Source organism: Octadecabacter sp. SW4, from assembly GCF_008065155.1.
In the GTDB taxonomy this organism is placed as follows: domain Bacteria; phylum Pseudomonadota; class Alphaproteobacteria; order Rhodobacterales; family Rhodobacteraceae; genus SW4.
This window is the reverse complement of record NZ_CP042819.1, coordinates 2,693,049-2,713,268: the sequence shown is the minus strand read 5'-3', so window position 1 is coordinate 2,713,268 and position 20,220 is coordinate 2,693,049. Positions and strand designations below refer to the sequence as shown.

The following is a 20,220-nucleotide window of genomic DNA, read 5'->3' as shown; positions in this document are numbered from 1 at the left end:
TTAAGCCACCACCTTTCCAGCGGTTACCCGCACGCGATAATTGGTCAGCACATCGACTGACAAAAGCGAGAACAGCAGCATCCCCTGAAAGACCTGAATGGAGGCCGAGGGGAGTTGCAGCGGCTGCAAGGCCGCGTCACCGCCGATATAGGTCAGGGCCATGAGCAGGCCTGCCAACATTACCCCGATGGGGTGCAAGCGGCCAAGGAAGGCGACGATGATCGCCGTAAAACCGTAATAGGCGGGGAACGATCCCAGGATCTGGCCCGATGGCCCCGCGACTTCGAACATGCCGGCGATGCCGGCCAGACCACCCGACAGCACCATGCACAGGATCACCAGGCGGTTCGGGTTCACACCGGAAAAGGCGGCTGCCCGCGGGCTTTGCCCGGCCAGACGCACGTTGAACCCGAAGCGGTGCCGTGTCAGGAAAACATATGCAACAATCACCGCAAAGATCGCCGTAATCACGCCCCAATGGATGCCCGACCCAAACGACCCGAGGTTGGGAAACAAGTCACCGTTATGCGCCGCGGGATACTGTTTCAGGCTGCGGCTGCCGGGAAAGCCCATACCATCAGGATTGCGCAGCAGGCCGACGGAAAAAGCGTTGATCAGCACCTCGGCGACATAGACCAGCATTAGTGACACTAGAATCTCGTTTGTCTTGAAATAGACCCGCAGCAGGGCCGGGATCAGCGCCCATACGACCCCGCCCGCGATGCCCGCGACAATCATCAACGGGAAGATCAGCCAACGGGCATCAAGCGGATAAAACGCCAGCGCGACGCCCGCCGCGCAGATCGCGCCGATGATATACTGCCCCTCGGCGCCGATGTTCCAGATGCCCGCCTGAAAGCCGAATGACAGGCCAATCGCGATCAGGATCAACGGCGCGGCCTTGATCAGCAGTTCAGGTAGGTAAAAGGCGGCAAAATCACCGAAAATCGGATCCCAGAAGATCATACGTGTTGCGGCGACAGGGTCTTTGCCCAGCAGCCAGAACAACACGCCACCCAGCAGGATGGTAATCACGACGGCCAAGAGCGGCGAGGCATAGATCCAGACCTTTGATGGCTGGGGTCGTTTTTCAAGCCTCAACATGGGCCACCTCCATATCATGCGCGCCGCCCAACATCAGGCCGATTTCGTCAACCGTTAGCCCCTGCGCGGGGCGTGGGTCAGACAGCGCGCCACCGTTCAGGGCGGCAAAGCGGTCAGAGACCTCCATGAGTTCATCCAAATCCTGGGAAATGCAGATCACCGCCGACCCTTTGGCGGCCAGATCAAGCAGGGCCTGGCGGATCGACGCGGCTGCGGCTGCATCGACGCCCCATGTGGGCTGGTTCACGATCAGCACCTCGGGGTCTTGCAAAATCTCGCGCCCGATGACGAATTTCTGAAGGTTCCCGCCCGAAAGCGAGCGGGCGGCGTTGTCTGGCCCCGGCGTGCGCACGTCGAATGCCTGGATGACCTTTTCGGCAAAGGCCCGTGTTTTGGCGCGCTGCAAAAAACCATTCTTGGACAGGCCCATTCGGGTATCTCCGGTCAAAAAACCATTCTCGATCAGGGTCATATCCGGGGCGGCTGCGTGGCCCATCCGTTCTTCGGGGGCTGCCAGCAAGCCAAGGGCGCGGCGGGCGTTGGGGCGCATCTGGCTAATATCCTGACCGTGAAAACTGACCATTCCCGCAGCGGTGGGCATTTCACCGGACAAGGCCAGCAACAGTTCATCTTGGCCATTGCCTGCGACACCGCCGATGCCCAGAACCTCGCCACGCCGGACGTCAAGATTGATGTTGCGCAACGCCGTGCCAAATTCAGATGGTGCGCGCGCGTTCAGCCCCTTGAGGGACAGCACGACATCGCCAGCGTGGGGTGCTGCGCGTTCGGGCACATGCAGCGTCCCGCCGACCATCAGTTCGGCCATGTCGCGCGCAAGGGTTTCAGCAGGCACGCAGGTGCCCACGACCTCGCCCAGACGCAAGATCGTGGCATGATCGCACAGTGTGCGAATCTCCTCGAGCTTGTGCGAGATATACAGGATTGCCGTGCCCTCAGAGCGCAATTTATTCAACGTTTCAAATAGAATATCGACTTCTTGCGGGGTCAGCACGCTGGTGGGTTCGTCCATGATCAACAGCTTGGGGTCTTGCAGCAGACAGCGAATGATCTCGACCCGCTGACGTTCGCCCGCGCTCAGGTCGCCAACGATCCGCGCGGGATCAAGGGGCAGGCCATATAGCTCGGACACCTCGGTTATCTTGGCCGCGAGGTCGCGTTGCGACGGCGGGTTTTCCATGCCGAGGGCGATATTTTCAGCGACATTCAGTGCATCAAACAAGGAAAAATGCTGAAACACCATCGCGACGCCGGAATTGCGCGCCGCGCGCGGATCGGCAGGCCGATAGGGCGCATCTTCCAGTGTCATCGTTCCGCTGTCGGGATGCACCAGACCGTATATGGTTTTCACAAGTGTTGATTTGCCCGCGCCGTTCTCGCCCAACAGTGCGTGAACTTCGCCCTTGCGGATATCGAATGTCACGTTCTTGTTGGCCACAACACCCGGGTAAGCCTTGGTCAGCCCATTGAGTTGTAATAATAAATTGCTCATCCGGCCGTTTCCCCCTGCTGGACAGACTGATCCGCTTGTTTCAATAATGCGGTTGCAACGCCGATAGCAATTGCTGTCGGGTGTTTTCCCAATTCGGGCTGCCCGATCGGACAGGCGATGCGCGATATTTGAGCGTTCGTGTGGCCCAGTTTGGCAAGGCGTGAACGGAACCGCGCCCATTTCGTGGCCGAGCCGATCATCCCCGCCCCGGCAAATCCGCGTGTCAACAGCGCATGGCAAAGGGCCAGATCAATCTCGTGGCTATAGGTCAGGATCAGGTGCGTGGCATCGACCGGTGCGTGACTGGCAAGGCGCGGCATATCGGCAGTTGGCAAGCGGGTGACACCATCAGCGATACTGTCAGGAAAGCGGTCGGGCCCCGTGTCGATCCAGGTGATCTCAAAGTCGGGCAGGGGGGCCATCACGCTGACAATCGCGCGTCCCACATGCCCCGCGCCCCAGATCCACAGGGGTGATGCCTGTGGCGAGACTTCGGCGGCATTTAATGCCCACACAAGGGTGACCGACCCGCCGCAGCACTGACCCAGTTCGGGGCCAAGCGGCACCGTGCGCGACAAGGTTTTGCGCCCTTCGCGCAACATACGGCGCGCCACTTGGGTTGCCTCCCATTCCAGAGCTCCGCCGCCAATCGTGCCGCTCTGGCCATTTCCCCATACGGTCATTGTCGTGTCCGCATCACGCGGCGCTGACCCGGCGGTGCGGGTAACCGTGATGCGGATGAAATCGCTCACCTGTGTGCCCGTGCAATTGCGGCCAGTATTTGTTCGGCAGTGGCAGGGGCGTGCAAATCGGGATAGGCGGGGCCGCAGGCCGCGACCGCGTCCGACAAGGCGAGAAAGGCCGATACCCCCAACATGAACGGTGGCTCGCCCACAGCTTTTGAACGATAGATCGTATCGGCCGGATTTATGCCATCCCACAGGGACACGTTGAACACGTCGGGGCGGTCCGAACAGGCGGGGATTTTATAGGTCGAGGGCGCATGGGTGCGCAAACGCCCGCTTTCATCCCAAACCAGTTCCTCAGTCGTCAACCAACCGGCCCCTTGCACATAACCCCCTTCGATCTGGCCAATGTCCAGATCAGGGTTCAGCGAGGCACCTGCGTCATGCAGGATATCCGCGCGCAGGATGCGATTTTCACCGGTCAGCGTATCGATCACCACTTCGGTCAATGCAGCACCGTAGGCAAAGTAAAAGAACGGGCGGCCCTTGCCGGCGATCCGGTCCCAGGCCAGGTCGGGTGTCTTGTAAAACCCTGTAGCACTTAGACTGACACGGTTCACATAGGCCGCTTGCGCCGCTTGGGCGAATGTCATTGACGCCGCGCCTGCCTGCACCTGTCCATCCCTGAACACGACATCTTCAGGGGCGACATCGTGCAAACCGGCAACACAGGCCGCGATCCGGTCGCGGATTGTGTCGCAGGCGGCCTTGACGGCCATCCCGTTCAGATCAGACCCCGAACTGGCCGCCGTGGCCGATGTGTTTGGCACCTTCTCAGTATCGGTCGCGGTGATCTTGATCGCCGACATATCGACGCCAAAGCGGCTTGCGGCAACCTGCGCGACCTTCTGGAACAACCCCTGCCCCATTTCGGTGCCGCCATGGTTCAGGTGAATGGATCCGTCTTGATAGACATGCACCAGGGCACCCGCCTGATTAAGGTGAGTCAAGGTAAAGGAAATCCCGAACTTCACAGGGCTAAAGGCCAAGCCCTTTTTCAACAGCGGATTGTCGGCATTCCATGCCTCTACGGCCGTGCGCCGCGCCGCGTAACCGGCCTTTTGCAATAGGGCATCCGTCATCTCGTGCAGGATGAAGTCGGTGACCTCCATGTCATAGGGGGTGGTATTGTCGTTTGGGGCCGCCTTTGGTGAATGCGTGCCGCCGAAACGCTTGCCCACCCCTGCGCTTTTTCTTCCCAAATAACTTCCGCCGGAGGCATCCGCCCCCGCAACCATCGCGTCGTAATAATTGACGCGCCGCACCTCGGCGGGGTCCATCCCCAGCGCGTGTGCGACATGGTCGATGACCCGTTCAATCCCCAATACGCCCTGCGGGCCGCCAAACCCGCGAAAGGCGGTGGCGCTTTGGGTGTTGGTTTTCAGCCGATGCGAGGTGATGCGCGCGGCGGGCAAGAGATAAGCGTTGTCAGCATGCAGCATCGCACGATCAGCCACGGGCAGGGACAAATCCAGTGCCCAGCCACAGCGCGTGTATTGGGTGAAATCCACGCCTGTCAGGCGGCCTTTGCCGTCATAGCCCACGTCATAATCAATGCGGAAATCATGGCGCTTGCCGGTGATCATCATATCGTCGTCGCGGTCATAGCGCATCTTGCAGGGCTTGCCCGTCAGCCGCGCCGCAACGGCGCAGGCCACAGCCAATGCGTTGCCCTGGCTTTCCTTGCCGCCGAAACCACCGCCCATCCGGCGGGTTTCGACCCGGACGGCGTGCATCGGTTTGCCAATCGCCTCGGCCACCTTGTGCTGAATTTCCGTCGGGTGCTGGGTGCTGGAATGGACCAGCATATCGCCGCCTTCTTGCGGCAGGGCCATCGCGGCCTGTCCTTCAAGGTAAAAGTGTTCCTGCCCGCCCATGTCGATGCGCCCCTGCAGCCGATGCGGGGCAGTGGCCAAGGCGGCGTCCACATCGCCCTTGCTGTAGATGCGTGGGCCATCTTCAAAGCGGCTGTTTGCGGCCATTGCCGCCTCGATCGTGAGGATCGGTGTGCCTGTTTCGATGTCGCGCTTGCCGAGCCGGGCGGCCTGCCGTGCGGCAAGGTGCGAGGTGGCGACCACCAGAAACAGCGGTTGGCCGATATAGTGCACAGTTCCGTTGGACAGCAGCGGTTCGTCATGGGCGCTGGGCGATACATCGTTGTCAAAGGGCAGGTCATCCGCAGTCAGCACTGCGATGACGCCAGCTGCCGCGTGCACGTCCGACAGGTCCATCGCCGTGATCGTGCCGCAGGCCACATCCGATGTGCCAAAGGCCAGATGCAAGGTGCCAGCGGGTGCTGGAATATCGTCCACATAGCGGGCTTGCCCGGTGACATGCAGCTGCGCGGCGTCATGGGGCAGGGGTTTTGCAACACTCATGCCGAGACCTCCAATACGCTGGTGCCTTGGCCTGACAGGTCATGGAAATAACGCAGCAGCAGGTTTTCCGCCGTGACGAGGCGATAGTCGGCGCTGGCACGCATATCGGAGAGCGGCGTGAAATCATCCCGCATCTTTGTCATAGCTGCCTGCACCGTTTCATCGGTCCAGGGTTTGCCGGTCAAAGCGTTCTCGACAGCGGCGGCGCGTTTGGGGGTGCCGGCCATGCCGCCGAACGCGATGCGCGCCTGCGTTACCGTGTCACCTGTGACGGTCACGTTGAAACAGCCGCAGATCGCGGAAATATCCTGATCAAACCGTTTCGAGATTTTGTAGCAGCGCAGGGCAGGGGCGCTGGCTGGAATCGTCACAGCCTCGACAAATTCACCGGGCTGGCGGTCCTGTTTGCCATAGTCGATGAAGAAATCCGCGATGGGCAGATCGCGCCGCTGATCGCCGCGCCGAAGGTGCAATATGGCGTCCAAGGCAATCAGCGCGGGCGGGTTATCCCCGATGGGTGATCCGTTGGCGATATTGCCGCCAATGGTTGCGGCGTTGCGCACTTGTTGACTGCCATAGCGTCGGATCATCTCGGCGTAGCTGGAATGCGTATTGCGCATTGCGGCCAGCACATCGGTCATGGTGGTCATCGCGCCAATGCGGATCGTGTCGGTGTCGCGGGTGATCCCGCGCAGGTCGGCGCAGCGGTTCAGAAAGGCAACTTCGCCCAGATCGCGGAATTGTTTGGTGACCCAAAGGCCCACATCCGTGGCCCCTGCCACAAGCGTGCCATCGGGGTGTTCCCAATACCACGCCGCCAGTTCATCGGTCGTTTCGGGTGCAAAAGGGGCCGGATCAACGCTTGGTGCCGTGTCATTCATCCAGACAGGCACCGGCGCGCTTTCGGCGGATCTGGCGGCGCGGATGATCGGTGCGTAGCCGGTGCAACGACACAGGTTCCCGGCCAGCATATTGTCGTGATCCGTTTGCCCGTTGGCGTGACCCACGGCCATCGAGACCACGAAACCGGGCGTGCAGAAACCGCACTGGCTGCCGTGGTTTTCGATCATCGCAGATTGCACCGGATGCAGTGCGCCATCGGGGCCGCTGACCCCTTCGACGGTGCGCACCGCTTTGCCGTGAAGTTGCGGCATGAACAGGATGCAGGCGTTCAGGGCCTTGGCCCCATCGCCGTCCGTGACCATCACCGTGCACGCCCCGCAATCGCCTTCGTTGCAGCCTTCCTTGGTGCCGGTGAGGCCGCGGTTTTCACGCAGCCAGTCTAACAAGGTCCGCGTTGGATCGGTGTCAACGCGCACAGTCTCTCCGTTGAGAAGAAACGTGGTCTTCATGTGAATTCCAACCGCGATACCGAATTTGTTTTTGTTAGGGCTGATGCGTCATCGATGCGGCGTAGAAAACGCGCCCCCTGTTGGTCTTGTCAGAAAAGCGGCTGGGGAACATTCTGGCAAGCTTTTTTATTTCAGGGGGACTTTAAGCTAAATTTTGATAATGTGCTGCCAGTTCGGCAAGCTGCTCCGCCGCTGTTCCCCACCCATTATGGAAGCCCATTCTTTCATGCGCGGCAACGGCTTGGGGTGTGGCATGCAGGGCGTGCGCTGTGTAGAAACAGCCACCATCACGGGCCTCAAGACGTATATCGGCGGTCATATAAAAATCGTCCGCATTGGTGTGGGGCGGGTTGGGAACAAAGCCAGGGCCAAGGGCGGCTGTCCACACCAGGCGGGTGTGCGATTCGGTCAGCAGGACACAACCTGACGGTCCGCGCATTTCGCCGTGCTCAGGCACTTTCATGACGATGTGAAAGACACCCCCAGGGGTCGCATCAACTTCGGCCTCGGTAATTTCGACCGGTTTTGGGGCGAACCATTGCATCAGCAAATCAGGCTCTGTCAGGCAGCGCCAGACGATCTGCGGGGTGGCGTTGATCTGGCGGGAGATCGTCAGGGTCAAGCCTTTGGTCATTGTGTGTTCCCTTCAATGCCTTCGGCCAACGCCGCGAGCTGGTCCAGCCGTTGCTCCCAGACGGTGCGCTGCCATTCAAGCCAGCCTTGCACTTCCATCAGCGGGGCGGCTTCGATGTGGCAGGTGCGCACGCGCCCCTTTTTGATGGACCGCACCAGCCCGCAGTTTTCCAGCACACGCAGGTGGCGCATGAAGGTCGGGAGGGCAATATCGTGCGGCGCGGCAAGGTCGCTGACGCTGGCGGGGCCAGCCACCAGCCGTTCCACCACTGCGCGGCGGGTCGGATCGGAAAGGGCCGCAAAGCATGTGTCAATCTGTGATGGCATAGGGGCAGCATCGCGGGTGTGGGGCGGTCTGTCAATATACTTAGCAGCATGACTAAGTATTACCCGCTTCACCCCGCGCGCGCGCCTGCCTATGGTGGCGCCATGACCGAAGCCCCCCGATTCATTCACCTGCGCACGCATACGGAATATTCCCTGTTGGAGGGGGCCGTTCCGGTCAAGAAAATCGCCGGTATTGCCGCCGCCGTCGGCATGCCTGCCGTGGCGGTTACTGATACCAACAACATGTTCTGCGCGCTCGAATTTTCCGAAACGGCGGCGCGTGAAGGCGTGCAGCCGATCATCGGTTGTCAGATGGATCTGGCTTACATTGCGACCGAGGCGGGCAAGCGCCCCGAAGCGCCTGCGCCCGTGGTTTTGCTGGCCCAGAACGAAGCGGGCTACATGAACCTGATGAAGCTCAACTCGGCCGCTTATATTGACAAGGGCGGGGAGCTGCCGCAGGTCACGCCTGACGATCTGGAGCGCCATGCGACGGGGCTGATTTGTCTTACGGGTGGGCCAGACGGGCCTGTCGGGCGGCTCTTGCGCAACGGTCAACGCCCCGCTGCCGACGCCCTGGTGACACGTCTCAAGGCGATTTACGGCGACCGTCTTTACATGGAATTACAGCGCCACCCCGAAGACGGCGGGTTGCCCGAGGCTGAAAAACTGTCCGAACAGGGCCACGTGGAAATGGCCTATGCAATGGATATTCCGCTGGTTGCGACCAACGATGTCTATTTCCCCAAAGCGCAGATTTACGAGGCACATGACGCATTGCTGTGCATCGCGGACGGGGCCTATGTGGACCAGCAGGAACCGCGCCGCCGGTTGACGCCGCAGCACTATTTCAAGTCCCAGCAGGAAATGGCGACCCTGTTCGCCGACCTCCCCGAGGCGCTGGAGAACACAGTTGAAATCGCCCGCCGCTGCGCGTTTCGCACCTATACACGCGATCCGATCCTGCCCAAGTTCGCCGATGATGAGATCGAGGAATTGCGCCGTCAGGCCAACGCCGGATTGCAGGCGCGCCTGGCGGTGATCCCCCATGCAGCAAGCGTGGAAGAATACCAGAAACGCCTTGATTTCGAGCTTGAGATTATTGAAGGCATGGGATTTCCTGGCTACTTCCTGATCGTGGCCGATTTCATCAAATGGTCCAAAGACCACGATATTCCTGTCGGCCCCGGGCGCGGATCGGGAGCGGGTAGCCTTGTGGCCTATGCGTTGACGATCACCGACCTTGATCCGCTGCGCTATTCGCTGCTGTTTGAACGCTTCCTGAACCCCGAACGTGTGTCGATGCCCGACTTTGACATCGACTTTTGCATGGATCGCCGCGAGGAGGTGATCCGCTACGTCCAGGAAAAATACGGGCGCGACAAGGTTGGCCAGATCATCACATTCGGCGCGCTGCTGTCTAAGGCTGCGGTGCGCGATGTGGGCCGCGTCTTGCAGATGCCATATGGGCAGGTGGATCGCCTCTCAAAGATGATCCCCGTCGAAGGGGTCAAACCCGTCAGTATCGAAAAGGCGCTGGCGGACGAGCCGCGCCTGCGCGAAGAGGCCAAGAACGAAGAGGTCGTCGCGCGCCTGCTTGATTACGGGCAGCAGCTTGAGGGGCTGTTGCGCAATGCCTCCACCCATGCTGCGGGTGTGGTGATTGGTGATCGTCCGCTGGATGAACTGGTGCCGCTTTATCAGGATCCGCGTTCGGACATGCCCGCGACACAGTTCAACATGAAATGGGTCGAACAGGCGGGGTTGGTCAAATTCGACTTTCTGGGCCTGAAGACCCTGACAGTGATCCAGAACGCGGTTGATCTGATCCGCAAATCGGGCCGCCCCCTGCATATGGCCGCCGATGGCGCGCAATTGTATGCGCCCGCGACTGGCACCGAGAACGATATCAACGCGATCCCGCTGGACGACGCGGCATCCTACAAGCTTTATGCCAGTGCCAAGACGGTCGCCGTGTTCCAGGTGGAATCCAGCGGCATGATGGACGCCCTGCGCCGCATGAAACCGGACTGTATCGAAGACATTATCGCGCTGGTCGCCCTTTATCGCCCCGGCCCAATGGAGAATATTCCCAAGTTCTGCGAGGTCAAGAATGGACTGTCAGAGCGCGAATTGCTGCACCCGACGATTGATCACATTCTGGACGAAACCCAGGGCATCATCGTCTATCAAGAGCAGGTGATGCAGATCGCCCAGGAAATGGCGGGCTACAGCCTTGGCGGCGCTGACTTGCTGCGCCGTGCGATGGGCAAAAAAATTCAGGCTGCAATGGATGCCGAGCGTCCGAAATTCCTTGAAGGGTCGGCCAAAAACGGCGTCGACAAGACCAAGGCGACCGAGGTCTGGAACCTTCTGGACAAGTTCGCCAACTACGGTTTCAATAAATCCCACGCGGCGGCCTATGCTGTGGTCAGCTATCAAACCGCATGGCTCAAGGCCAATCATCCGGTTGAATTCATGGCCGGTGTGATGAATTGCGATATTCACCTGACTGACAAGCTGGCCGTCTATTTCCAAGAGGTCCGCAAGGGGTTGGCGCTGCCCTGGGTGCCGCCTTGCGTGAACCGCTCGAATGCCACATTCGATGTCGTGGATGGCAAGCTGGTCTATGGCCTCGGCGCGCTGAAAAATGTGGGCGTCGATGCGATGCGGCTGATCGTCGAAGGCCGTGACGGGCGCGATTTCGCGACCCTGTTCGATCTGGCGCGCCGCGTTGATCTGAAACGTGTCGGCAAGCGCCCGATGGAAATGCTGGCGCGCGCCGGCGCCTTTGACATTCTGGACCCGAACCGTCGCCGCGTGTTTGAAAGCCTGGATGCGCTGGTCGGGTATTCCGCCGCGATCCATGATCAGAAGAACTCCAACCAGGTCTCGCTTTTCGGCGAGGCGGGCGATGATCTGCCCGAACCGCGCCTATCCCCCGCCGAGGACTGGCTGCCAAACGATCGTCTGTCCGAAGAATACAAGGCCATCGGCTTTTACCTGTCCGGCCATCCACTGGATGACTACCGTGCCGCACTGAAACGCGCCAAGGCGGTTACATTCGAGGAACTGACCGCCGAAGCCGAGGAGCGCGGCGCGACAATCAAGAAGGTCGGTGCCAAGGTCGAAGGCCGCTCCGAGCGCAAGAATGCGCGCGGCACCCGCTATGCCTTTGTGCAGTTTTCCGACCCGACTGGCCCATTCGAGGCCATCATGTTTTCCGACACGCTTGATGTCAGCCGTGACCACCTTGAGGGCGGCGCGCTGGTGACGGCCCAGATCGAGGCGACGATGGAAGAGGGGCAGCTGAAATTGCTGTGCCGTGGCGTGGCCCCGATTGACATAAGCATTGCCGATGCAGGTGCGACGGGCCTGCGCGTGTTTCTGGATGATGTCGGTGCGATCGCCTCGGTTGCCAATGTGTTGCAGGACGCCGTGAGCAACGGCGTGAAAGGCGGGCGTGGGCCGATCACCTTTTGTGTGCTGGACCCGGCCGAACTGGGCGAAGTTGATGTCACCCTTAACGATGAATTTCCCGTGAGCCCGCAAATCAAGGGCGCGCTGCGTTCGCTGGGTGGAGTATTGGATGTGCAGGAATTGTGATCGGCAGAAATTCGCCACAGCGCGCCATTGCATGGACGCAGGCGGGCGAACGGTTTAAACGAATACAAACAGAAAACGGGACGGAACGGGCACGATGATCAAACAGGGCATTTTGTTAGCTGCATTTATTACTTTGGCAGCCTGTGCCAATCCGTTACGCGACGTTGACCGGCTCAGCGATGTGGCGGTGGCAGATGGCCCCGCTGCTGCGGTGAGCGAAAGCCCCCAAGACGCAGCACAGGCGGCGCGGGCGCCCGGGCTTTTTGGGCGCCTGATGGGGCGCGGCGCATCACCCGAAGACACCGCTGTCGCTGCCGCCGTAGAATCGGCACAAGCCGCGAGTGAACCTGTGGACACCGCAGAGGTTGCAGTTGCGGCCGCCGAAGTTCCCCAACAATCTGCAGGGCGCGGGTTGTTTGGTGGTCTGTTTGGGGGACGTGGCGGTGCTACCGAAGTCGCCGCTGTAACAGGGCCAGACGCCCAACTTCTTGCGCCCGGCGAGGTTGTGGATTTTGGGGCCATTGCACGTTCGTGTGACACGCCGACCCGCAGCCTTGGCACGGAAATTGCCCGCACATCAGGGTTCCGCCTCTATGATACGATCCCCAACAGCACCGCGCCGCGCCCCCATTACATCACAGGTTTTGCCGATAATTGTCCGCGCCAGTTTACCGCTGCGGTCGCGGTGTTCAGCGACGCGGGCACCCACGAAGCCGTGCGGTACCAGGAAAGCAACGCACAGATCGCTTACTCGGACGTGGACAACGCCTATGAGGCGATCAAGGCCCGCGTCTGCCGCGTGCCACACGGCCAGCCCTGCGGATCGCGGCTCGGACAGCTTGGGCAGGACACATTGTTCCTGACCGTTTACGAACGATTTGGCGGCAACACCTCGTGGTCTGATATTCTGATCTATGACGGCCAGGTTGTCGCGATGGACCGCAAGGAGGGCTAGCTGCCCTACCAGTGCGGCGGGCGTTCGTCGGCCAACGGCACAGTGCCGCCGCTTTCGACCTCGCGCGTGGCTTCGCGCTCCATCACCAGGTGCATCCGGCGGGTCAGCACAGTCAGTTCCTTTTCCTGCCGCGCAACGATCTCCGACAGGTCATCGACGGTGCGGGTCAGATGGGCGATCTGTTCTTCAAGATGGGTGATGTCTGTCATGGGATGGCGTTAGCACAGGGCGCAACTGCGGGGCAATCGGCAAAGCTGCGTTGCCCTTGCCCGCTTGGCGCGCTAAAGCCTGCCCCAACATGATCGAACCCCGAGGACAGTATGGCCAAGGACAAGAAACAGCCCCGCCCCAAGGCGATCACGCCCAAGGGCTTTCGCGACTATTTCGGGAGCGAAGTTGCCGCGCGCAATGCGATGCTCGAAAAAATCGCGGCTGTCTATCATCGCTACGGGTTCGATGCTTTGGAAACCTCGGCAGTTGAAACGGTCGAGGCCTTGGGCAAGTTCCTGCCCGATGTGGATCGCCCCAACGAGGGCGTCTTCGCCTGGGAAGAGGACAATGACTGGCTGGCCCTGCGCTATGATCTGACCGCCCCCTTGGCGCGGGTGTTCGCGCAGCACCGCAATGATTTGCCCACGCCCTATCGCCGCTATGCGATGGGTCCGGTGTGGCGCAACGAAAAGCCCGGACCGGGGCGGTTTCGCCAGTTCTATCAATGCGATGCGGATACGGTCGGGTCCGGCAACGTGGCCGCTGATGCCGAAATTTGCGCGATGCTCGCCGATACATTGGAAGCGGTCGGGATCGAGCGTGGTGATTATGTGGTGCGGGTGAATAACCGCAAGGTGCTGAATGGGGTGCTTGAGGTCGCGGGCCTGTCCGGCGACGACAAAGCCACCGCGCGTGGCATCGTGCTGCGCGCGATCGACAAGCTGGATCGGCTTGGCGTGGACGGCGTGCGTGCACTGTTGGGCGAAGGGCGCAAGGACGAGAGCGGGGACTTTACGAAGGGTGCCGGGCTGAATGAGGCGCAAACGCATGTCGTAATGGGCTTCATGGATGCCGGCCGCGCGACTGGCGCTGACACAGTCGCCCGTTTGCGGGAACTTGTTGCCGGATCGGCGATCGGGGAAGCGGGGGTTGCCGAACTCGAAACTATCGCCGACCTCCTCGCCGCAGGCGGCTACGGTGCCGACCGGATCGTCATTGACCCGTCAGTCGTGCGTGGCCTTGGCTATTACACCGGCCCTGTTTACGAAGCCGAACTCACGTTTGAGATCACCGACGAAAAGGGCCGTCCGCGCCAGTTTGGATCAGTCGCGGGGGGCGGGCGCTATGACGATCTGGTGAAACGCTTTACGGGGCAAGAAGTGCCTGCGACGGGTGTCAGCATCGGTGTGGATCGCCTGCTTGCTGCCCTCACCGCCAAGGGCCGGAGTGACGTGCAACAGGCTGGCCCTGTCGTCGTCACCGTCATGGATCGCGACCGTATGGCCGACTATCAGGCGATGGTCGCCGAACTGCGCAACGCGGGCATCCGCGCCGAGGTTTACTTGGGTAACCCCAAGAACTTCGGCAACCAGATGAAATACGCCGACACCCGCAATTCCCCGATCGCCGTGATCGAGGGGGGCGACGAAAAGGAACGTGGGGTGGTGCAGCTCAAGGATCTGATCCTTGGGGCGCAGATCGCTGAAAACGCGACCCTTGAAGAATGGCAGGAGCGCACGAACCAATACGAGGTATCGCGCGGCGACCTGGTGGAAAAGGTCCGCGACATCCTTGAGAGCCAAGCCAGGTGAGGGAAGCAGCCGCCAAATCTGCGGCCCGCGCCGAGGCCGCGCGCCTGATGGCGCATTTCGCCGATGCGGGGGCAGTGCCGGTTGAAACGGCGCTTTTGCAGCCTGCGGAAACCTTGCTGGATCTGTATGGCGAGGACATCCGCGCGCGCGCCTATGTCACCGCCGATCCCCTTCGCGGCGAACAGATGCTGCGCCCTGATTTCACAGTGCCTGTGGTGCAGATGCATATGCAAAGCATGGCCGAACCTGCACGCTATTCCTACACGGGCGAGGTTTTTCGCAAGCAGGAAGTAGATGAAACGCGCCCCACAGAATACCTGCAAGCAGGGTTTGAGGTTTTCGCGACCAATGATGCTGCCGCGCGTGATGCCGAGGTGTTTTCGGTGATCGCCAATGCGCTGACGCCGTTGAATTTGCGCGCCGTGACGGGCGACATCGGTGTGTTGATGGCGGCAGTGCAGGGGTTGGCCACAACCGAGGCGCGGCGCGCGGCGCTGATGCGCCACCTTTGGCGACCCGCGCGGTTTCGCACCTTGCTGGATCGCTTTGGCGGGCGCAGCGAGACCCCTGCCAGTCGCGCGGCACTTTTGGCCGCGGATGACCCCTTCGCCAATGCGGGCGTCGAGGTCGGCTTGCGCCGCCGCGATGAGGTGGCCGCGCGGATCGAAACCCTGCGCACCGACGCCGCGACACCACCTATCGCCGATGAACAGCGCGCCCTGATCGATGCGATCCTGTCGTTGCGCGAAACGGCGCCGCATGTGTTGGTTGCCCTGCGCGATATTTCGGTCGATCTGCCTCATCTTGGCCCCGCCGTTGACCGTCTTTCGGCGCGCCTTGATGCATTGGACGCGCGTGGTGTTGATGTTGATACATTGGCTTTTGAGGGCAGCTATGGCCGCACCTCGATGGAATACTACGATGGTTTCGTGTTCGGCTTTTATGCCGCGGATCATCCCGAACTGCCCCCTGTCGCCACGGGCGGGCGCTATGACGCGCTGACCCGGGTTTTGGGGCAGGGGCGTAGCGTGCCTGCGGTCGGCGCGGTGATCCGGCCTGAACTGGTTGTGCAACTGCGAGGTGGGGCATGACGATCAAACTTGGCGTGCCCTCCAAGGGACGGTTGATGGACAAGACATTCGCGTGGTTTGGCGCGCGCGGCGTGACGCTGCGCAAGGCCGGAACCGAACGTGAATATGCGGGTGTTGTCGACGGGATCGATGGTGTCGAGCTTGTCCTTCTGTCGGCCGGTGAAATCCCGCGCGAACTGGCGGCAGGCCGTATCCATCTGGGTGTGACGGGGTCCGACCTAGTGCGTGAAAAGCTGGCCAATTGGGACCAAAGAGTGCGTGAACTGGCGCTGCTGGGTTTTGGCGGGGCTGATCTGATTATTGCCGTGCCGCAGGCCTGGGTTGATGTGGATACGCTTGATGATCTGGATGCGGCGGCGGCGGCATTCCGGCGCGAACACGGCTTTCGGCTGCGGATTGCCACGAAATACCACCGCCTTGTGCGGGACTTTCTGCGCGAAAACGGCGTGGCCGATTATCAACTGGTGGATAGCCAGGGCGCGACCGAAGGCACCGTCAAGAACGAGACGGCCGAGGCCATCGCCGATATCACGTCGACCGGCGAAACACTGCGCGCGAATTTCCTCAAGGTGTTGTCGGACGGGATGATCCACGCCAGTCAGGCGACCCTGTTCAAGTCCCGGACCGCAGAGTGGAGCGAGGATGATCGTCGGACGCTCAAGAAACTAACAACTTTGCTTGCAATTGATTAAGCGCGCTTCGGCAATAAATAATGGGGCGCCGGTTGAGCGCCCCATTTTTATTCGAAATACGGATTGCGTCAGTAGTCGAACGCGCCTGCGGTTTCAACAAGACCCAGCAAACGATCAGCAGTGGTTTGATAAGAATCTGGCTTGCTGCCAAAGTCCATCGAAATACCAACGTTAAAGCCGTCAATAGTCGTGCCGCCAAGGTCTGCTTGTGTCAGGCCAGCGTAGACCGTGTAGGTGTCGTTGATGTTGTATGTGCCACCAAGCCGGTAGGCGTCGATATCAGTGCCACCAGCGTCAATATTGGTGTATGCACCTCGGATGCCCCACTGATTGTTGAACTGGTAGTTACCGCCCAGCGCGACGAGGGTCAGGTCGGTGCCAAGCAGATTGGTCGATGCCGCATCCAGTTTCACGCCCCAACGGCCGGTGTCGTATTCGCCGGAAAGGATATAGATTGGATCGATAGAACCTGATGATTCGTCAATGTCATGCACCGACAGCGAAACTTTGGCTTCTTCGCTGATGTTGTAACCAACATTCAGGCTATAAATGCCATCCAGACCCGGAATTGGCTGGTTCACGTCTGCAAAGCTAAGGCGACCAAAGTAAGTGCCGTTATCATAGGCGATCCCGATTTCATCGAGGCCGATATTGATACCACCACCACCACCAAAGCCGAGGCCCAGGTCGGTCGAGGATACGTCAACGCGATACTCTCCGCCAAAGCTGTAACCGGCACCAATGGTGGTCACATCTGCTGTAACGTTAAACGGCGCGCCATCAGGGGACAGCGTTAGCTGTGTGCCGTTCAGCCAGAAATCGAATTCCTGAACTTGGATACCGACTTCCGCGCCAAGGATTGTGATGTCGGCATCGCCGCCAGGTGTGGATACCATGCCGTAATTTGCAATCAGGCGTCCATAGCTAAGCTCTTGTGCGGTGACGCCGGTCGCTGCTGTTGCGGCAAGCGCCGCCCCTATCAAAATGTTCTTCATATTTTTTCTCCGTTTAAATTGACGGACCCTCACAACAAAGGGCTGCCGTTATTCATAGTATAGTTAACAAAGTGTTAACGTTCCAGAGCGGCCCTTGAAAAGTCTGGAAATTCGAGGCGATCGTTGCGCGTTTGACACGATTGGACCATCGGTCACATGAAGGATAGCCCGACCTAGAAAACCCCGATTTCCGCCAGCGCTGCCGACAGTTCGCTGGGGAGCGTTTCCTCGCCCTTGCGTGCCTTTGTCAGGTCGCTGGGCGCATCGCTGGCTTGCAGGTAGCGCCAGCCCTGGAAGGGGCGTTTGATGGTCGGGGTGACGGGGACGAGTTCGGGGTGCAGCACGATGGCGCAGCGGCGGATGCCGTCACTGCCGATCACCTCGTCAAAGCGGGCGATTTGCTGGCGGCACAGGATTTCCCCCTTGATGACCCAATAGATCGAGCCGCCGCCAAGGATTTCATCAGCCCGTTTCGGCCACATGCGGGTGATGTGTCGAGCGAGGCCGTCAGCCGTTTGCGCGCGCGGTGTCGCCTGCCACGCGGCAAGGTCGGCGATCCCTTCGGTGCCAACGGACAGTTTTTGCATATGTAGTTTGTTCTTCAATTGTTCCCCCTAGATGTGGTAGGGTAACCCTCTGCTAACGATTCTGCCACATCTGGCGATATAAGCCGCCAGCGCGGCCTTTCAAATTGACCGGACCCGCCGTGCGCCCTAAACCTGACGTCTGCATCAGCCGCCAAAGGATACCTCATGACCCGTTTCGCCGCGCCCATCGCTGAACAAATCTGGGATATGAAATATCGTTTCAAGGCGGCGGATGGCGCGCCAATTGACCACACGGTCGAAGATTCATGGCGCCGGATTGCGCGCGCGCTGGCGGCTGTGGAAAAAAACCCCGCCAAATGGGAAGAAAAATTCTACGCCGCGCTGGAAGATTTCAAATATCTACCTGCCGGCCGGATCACCGCAGGCGCGGGCACCAAGCGCAGCGTGACGATGTTCAACTGCTTTGTCATGGGCACGATCCCTGACAGCATGGGCGGCATTTTCGACATGCTGCGCGAGGCGGCCTTGACCATGCAGCAGGGTGGCGGGATCGGCTATGATTTCAGCACTATTCGTCCCAAGGGCGCGGCGGTGCATGGTGTTGCCGCAGATGCCAGCGGCCCGCTGTCGTTCATGGATGTCTGGGACGCGATGTGCCGCACGATCATGTCGGCGGGATCGCGACGTGGCGCGATGATGGCGACGATGCGTTGCGACCACCCCGACATCGAGGATTTCATCACCGCCAAGGCCGACCCGGCCCGCCTGCGCATGTTCAACATGTCGGTGCTGGTGACGGACCCGTTCATGGAGGCTGTAAAATCGGACGGCCCGTGGGAACTGGTGCATGACGGGCTGGTCATGAAGACCCTGAACGCGCGCGATCTGTGGAACCGGATCATGAAATCGACCTATGATTTCGCTGAACCGGGGGTGATCTTCATCGACCGGATCAACGCGATGAACAACCTGAATTACTGCGAAACCATTGCCGCGACCAACCCTTGCGGCGAACAACCCCTGCCGCCTTATGGCGCGTGTTTGCTGGGGTCGATCAACATGGCGCGGTTGGTTGCGGATGCGTTCACGGATGGCGCGGCGTTGGACGTGGACGCGCTGGGCGATCTGGTCGCGACAGCCGTGCGGATGATGGACAACGTGGTCGATGCCTCGAAATTCCCGCTTGAGGCGCAGGCGCAAGAGGCCGCTGCAAAGCGCCGGATTGGACTGGGCGTGACGGGGCTGGCCGATGCATTGCTGATGGTCGGCCTACGCTATGGATCCAAGGAAGCGGCGCGTCAGACCGAGGACTGGATGCACGCGATCGCGCGCGCCGCATATCTGGCGTCGGTGGATTTGGCCCGCGAAAAGGGCGCGTTCCCATTGTTTGACGCCGATAAATATCTGGCCACCGGCCATATGCAGCAGATGGACGATGACGTGCGTGACGCGATCCGCAAACACGGCATCCGCAACGCCTTGCTGACCAGCATCGCGCCGACTGGCACAATCAGCCTTTATGCGGGCAACGTGTCATCCGGGATCGAGCCGGTGTTTGCCTATGCCTACACCCGCAAGGTCTTGCAGAAAGATGGGTCGCGGACCGAGGAAGAAGTGGTGGATTACGCCGTGCAGATGTGGCGTGACCTGAAAGGCGATGCGGCGCTGCCCGATTATTTCGTCAACGCCCAGACCCTTGCGCCGCTGGATCATGTGCGCATGCAGGCGGCGGCGCAGAAATGGATCGACAGTAGCATTTCCAAGACGATCAACTGCCCCGAGGACATCAGTTTTGATGACTTCAAGGAGGTCTATATGGCCGCCTGGGATCAGGGCTGTAAGGGTTGCACGACCTATCGCCCCAATGATGTGACGGGCAGCGTGTTGAGCGTCTCCGAGGACAAGGCAGAGCCCGAGGTCATCACCGATGATAACGCCGGTGACGTGATCTATATGTCCGAGCCACTAGACCGTCCGACCGAATTGGAAGGCGCGACCTATAAACTCAAATGGCCCGACAGCGAACACGCGATCTATATCACAATCAACGATCTGGTTGTCGCGGGGCATCGCCGCCCCTTTGAGGTGTTCATCAACTCCAAGAACATGGAGCATTTCGCCTGGACCGTGGCGCTGACCCGGATGATTTCTGCGGTGTTCCGGCGTGGCGGCGATGTGTCGTTCGTGGTCGAGGAGTTGAAAGCGGTGTTCGACCCGAGGGGCGGGGCCTGGATGAAGGGCAAATACGTGCCTTCGATCCTCGCGGCCATCGGCGGGGTGATCGAAAAGCACATGGTCGCCACGGGCTTCCTTGCCGGTGAGGGCATGGGCCTCAAGGCTGATCCGCACGCCGATGTGGTGTCGCTGAACGCGCGCCCCAAGGGCAAGGCGTGCAGCAGCTGCGGATCATACGAATTGCGCATGGTCGAGGGCTGCATGACCTGCGCCGACTGCGGCTATTCCAAGTGCGGCTAGGCGTTG

General features: G+C 60.4%; 16 protein-coding genes. 6 read left to right on the top strand and 10 right to left on the bottom strand.

The genetic code is table 11. The annotated features are described in order from the left end of the window. The 7 genes from FTO60_RS13410 to FTO60_RS13380 form a co-directional block, all read right to left on the bottom strand. The gene (locus tag FTO60_RS13410) at positions 1 to 1,104 is read right to left on the bottom strand and encodes an ABC transporter permease (RefSeq protein ID WP_148056432.1); all 1,104 of its coding nucleotides are present in this window, start codon (positions 1,102 to 1,104) and stop codon (positions 1 to 3) included. Continuing rightward, positions 1,091 to 2,614, bottom strand: coding sequence for an ABC transporter ATP-binding protein (locus FTO60_RS13405; protein ID WP_148056431.1), 1,524 nt, complete (start codon positions 2,612 to 2,614; stop codon positions 1,091 to 1,093). Before FTO60_RS13405 ends, FTO60_RS13410 begins: the two co-directional genes overlap by 14 nt. Further along, the gene (xdhC, locus tag FTO60_RS13400; protein WP_148056430.1) at positions 2,611 to 3,366 is read right to left on the bottom strand and encodes a xanthine dehydrogenase accessory protein XdhC; all 756 of its coding nucleotides are present in this window, start codon (positions 3,364 to 3,366) and stop codon (positions 2,611 to 2,613) included. Before xdhC ends, FTO60_RS13405 begins: the two co-directional genes overlap by 4 nt. Next, positions 3,363 to 5,738, bottom strand: a complete 2,376-nt coding sequence (gene xdhB, locus FTO60_RS13395; RefSeq protein WP_148056429.1) for a xanthine dehydrogenase molybdopterin binding subunit — start codon at positions 5,736 to 5,738, stop codon at positions 3,363 to 3,365. Before xdhB ends, xdhC begins: the two co-directional genes overlap by 4 nt. Next, positions 5,735 to 7,090: a xanthine dehydrogenase small subunit gene (locus FTO60_RS13390; protein WP_148056428.1), complete on the bottom strand. Its 1,356-nt coding sequence runs from the start codon at positions 7,088 to 7,090 to the stop codon at positions 5,735 to 5,737. The genes xdhB and FTO60_RS13390 overlap by 4 nt, the downstream gene beginning before the upstream one ends. Positions 7,091 to 7,232: 142 nt before the next feature. Beyond that, on the bottom strand, positions 7,233 to 7,724 hold the full coding sequence (locus FTO60_RS13385) for an SRPBCC domain-containing protein (protein ID WP_148056427.1): 492 nt from the start codon (positions 7,722 to 7,724) through the stop codon (positions 7,233 to 7,235). Then, the gene (locus tag FTO60_RS13380) at positions 7,721 to 8,050 is read right to left on the bottom strand and encodes a helix-turn-helix transcriptional regulator (protein WP_148056426.1); all 330 of its coding nucleotides are present in this window, start codon (positions 8,048 to 8,050) and stop codon (positions 7,721 to 7,723) included. Before FTO60_RS13380 ends, FTO60_RS13385 begins: the two co-directional genes overlap by 4 nt. A gap of 102 nt (positions 8,051 to 8,152) precedes the next feature. Here FTO60_RS13380 and dnaE point away from each other — a divergent pair, with 102 nt between their 5' ends. Together dnaE and FTO60_RS13370 are read left to right on the top strand one after the other, a co-directional pair. After that, on the top strand, positions 8,153 to 11,656 hold the full coding sequence (gene dnaE, locus FTO60_RS13375) for a DNA polymerase III subunit alpha (RefSeq protein ID WP_148057164.1): 3,504 nt from the start codon (positions 8,153 to 8,155) through the stop codon (positions 11,654 to 11,656). Positions 11,657 to 11,750: 94 nt separating this feature from the next. Beyond that, positions 11,751 to 12,611: a hypothetical protein gene (locus FTO60_RS13370; RefSeq protein ID WP_148056425.1), complete on the top strand. Its 861-nt coding sequence runs from the start codon at positions 11,751 to 11,753 to the stop codon at positions 12,609 to 12,611. Between the two features lie 5 nt (positions 12,612 to 12,616). Here the strand turns inward: FTO60_RS13370 and FTO60_RS13365 are convergent, their stop codons facing one another. Beyond that, positions 12,617 to 12,820 (bottom strand): SlyX family protein, encoded by a 204-nt coding sequence (locus tag FTO60_RS13365; RefSeq protein WP_172623900.1) that lies wholly within the window; start codon positions 12,818 to 12,820, stop codon positions 12,617 to 12,619. A gap of 111 nt (positions 12,821 to 12,931) precedes the next feature. On the opposite strand from FTO60_RS13365, the gene hisS reads away from it, so the two are divergent. The 3 genes from hisS to hisG are packed head-to-tail and all read left to right on the top strand — an operon-like array spanning position 12,932 to position 16,196. Beyond that, entirely contained in the window at positions 12,932 to 14,413 is a 1,482-nt protein-coding gene (gene hisS, locus FTO60_RS13360; protein WP_148056424.1) for a histidine--tRNA ligase, read from the top strand. After that, complete coding sequence (locus FTO60_RS13355) at positions 14,410 to 15,504, top strand: ATP phosphoribosyltransferase regulatory subunit (RefSeq protein ID WP_148056423.1); 1,095 nt, start codon at positions 14,410 to 14,412, stop codon at positions 15,502 to 15,504. Before hisS ends, FTO60_RS13355 begins: the two co-directional genes overlap by 4 nt. Further along, positions 15,501 to 16,196 carry an ATP phosphoribosyltransferase gene (gene hisG, locus FTO60_RS13350; protein ID WP_148056422.1) on the top strand — a complete coding sequence of 232 codons (696 nt, stop codon included), beginning with the start codon at positions 15,501 to 15,503 and terminating at the stop codon, positions 16,194 to 16,196. The genes FTO60_RS13355 and hisG overlap by 4 nt, the downstream gene beginning before the upstream one ends. A 68-nt stretch (positions 16,197 to 16,264) precedes the next feature. Here the strand turns inward: hisG and FTO60_RS13345 are convergent, their stop codons facing one another. Together FTO60_RS13345 and FTO60_RS13340 are read right to left on the bottom strand one after the other, a co-directional pair. Next, a complete protein-coding gene (locus FTO60_RS13345; protein ID WP_148056421.1) occupies positions 16,265 to 17,191 on the bottom strand; it encodes a hypothetical protein in 927 nt (308 codons plus the stop codon). Between the two features lie 173 nt (positions 17,192 to 17,364). After that, positions 17,365 to 17,796 carry a DUF1489 family protein gene (locus FTO60_RS13340; RefSeq protein ID WP_148056420.1) on the bottom strand — a complete coding sequence of 144 codons (432 nt, stop codon included), beginning with the start codon at positions 17,794 to 17,796 and terminating at the stop codon, positions 17,365 to 17,367. Between the two features lie 147 nt (positions 17,797 to 17,943). On the opposite strand from FTO60_RS13340, the gene FTO60_RS13335 reads away from it, so the two are divergent. Next, complete coding sequence (locus FTO60_RS13335) at positions 17,944 to 20,214, top strand: adenosylcobalamin-dependent ribonucleoside-diphosphate reductase (protein ID WP_148056419.1); 2,271 nt, start codon at positions 17,944 to 17,946, stop codon at positions 20,212 to 20,214. Positions 20,215 to 20,220 lie beyond the last annotated feature (6 nt).